Source organism: Coprococcus sp. AF21-14LB, assembly GCF_003458885.1.
GTDB lineage: Bacteria > Bacillota > Clostridia > Lachnospirales > Lachnospiraceae > UBA9414.
Map to the genome: position 1 here is coordinate 1 of NZ_QRVX01000120.1, position 1,521 is coordinate 1,521.

The 1,521-nt window shown below is 40.6% G+C and carries 1 protein-coding gene; it reads right to left on the minus strand.

Annotated elements, in window-relative coordinates:
* Positions 1–89 precede the first annotated feature (89 nt).
* Positions 90–1,373 (minus strand): group II intron reverse transcriptase/maturase, encoded by a 1,284-nt coding sequence (gene ltrA / locus DWX73_RS13245; RefSeq protein ID WP_118349125.1) that lies wholly within the window; start codon positions 1,371–1,373, stop codon positions 90–92.
* Between the last annotated feature and the right edge of the window lie 148 nt (positions 1,374–1,521).

The following is a 1,521-nucleotide window of genomic DNA, read 5'->3' on the forward strand; positions in this document are numbered from 1 at the left end:
AATCGAGTAGGAGAAATTTCTCGTTTATGAGAAATTTCGTCCTCTCACACCACCGTACGTACGGTTCCGTATACGGCGGTTCAATCAACTTAACAAGTAACACACCTTTCGGTGTAGTAATCTAACATGGAGACTAATCCAAATCGGGTTAGTCTCTCTTTGGTTATCGCTTGATTTACACAGCCTCTTTGACATACATACGCTATTCTTGCTCCGGTGTATGCTGTAGACCATGCATATTTAGGCTTTATTCCTAACTTTATCAAGTTTTCAGCTCTGTTTTGCGGCGTTTTCCAGTGTTTCCAAATGCACATTCGCAGCCGATAGCGGATATTTTCATCTAATCTTCTGCATAAGGTTTTCATACTACCTATTTTGAAGTAGTTTATCCATCCTCTGATGAGTTGATTAAGTTTCTCCACCTTATAGCTGTTGCTTACGCCCCAGCTTCGACAGGTGAGTTCTTTCATTCTTTTCTTGAACTTCGCTACCGATTTTGCATGCGGCTTCGCCTTATATTGGTGCTCCTTTATATCAAAGTAAAATCCGAATCCAAGATATTTTAAACCGCTTGGTCTGTTCACCTTGCTCTTTGTCATATTTACTTTGAGCCCTAGTTTCTCCCCAATAAACTTTGTGAGATTTCTCATCACTCTCTTTGCAGACATTTCACTTCCAACCATAATAATACAGTCATCCGCATATCTGACAAAATTTAGTCCTCTTTGCTCCATTTCCTTGTCTAATTCATTCAACATGATATTTGCAAGGAGTGGCGATAGATTTCCGCCTTGTGGTGTTCCTATCACTGATTCCTTGTATTCATCATCTACCATTATTCCGCTGACTAGAAACTTTCTGATGATTGAGATTACATCTCCGTCCTTGATTGTTTTACCGATTAAGGTCATCAGCTTATCGTGGTTTACTGTGTCAAAGAACTTCTCCAAGTCAATGTCAACAATCCAATCATAGCCGTCATTCATCATATCTAGTGCTTTGATGATTGCCTGCTGTGCACATCTATTCGGTCTGAATCCATAACTATGTTCATGGAATTGTTTTTCATAGATAGGAGTTAATACCTGTGCTATGGCTTGCTGTACAAATCGGTCTGTTACTGTTGGTACTCCTAAGTTTCTGACACCACCATCTGGCTTTGGTATCTCCACTCTGCGTACTGGTTGAGGTTTATATTTTCTTGTCCTCAACTGTTCCTTGATAATTTCGCCGTTCTTTTCAAGATGTTCCTTAAGTTCCGTGTACTTCATTCCGTCCACGCCCTCTGCACCTTTGTTACGTACGACTTGCAGATATGCCTGATTGAGGTTATCTTTTGACAAAATCTGCTCCATTAGACTACTTGCGTCCATGCGTTCTTTCCTTTCCGACTCGCTCGATTCGACCATCTTTTCCCCGATTGGTTACGGCAGATGTTGTCATTTCTGCAACACGAGACATACTCAAACTTATTGATTGTTTACCCCTTCGCTCCATTTCCATTACAGAAACTTCTTCACT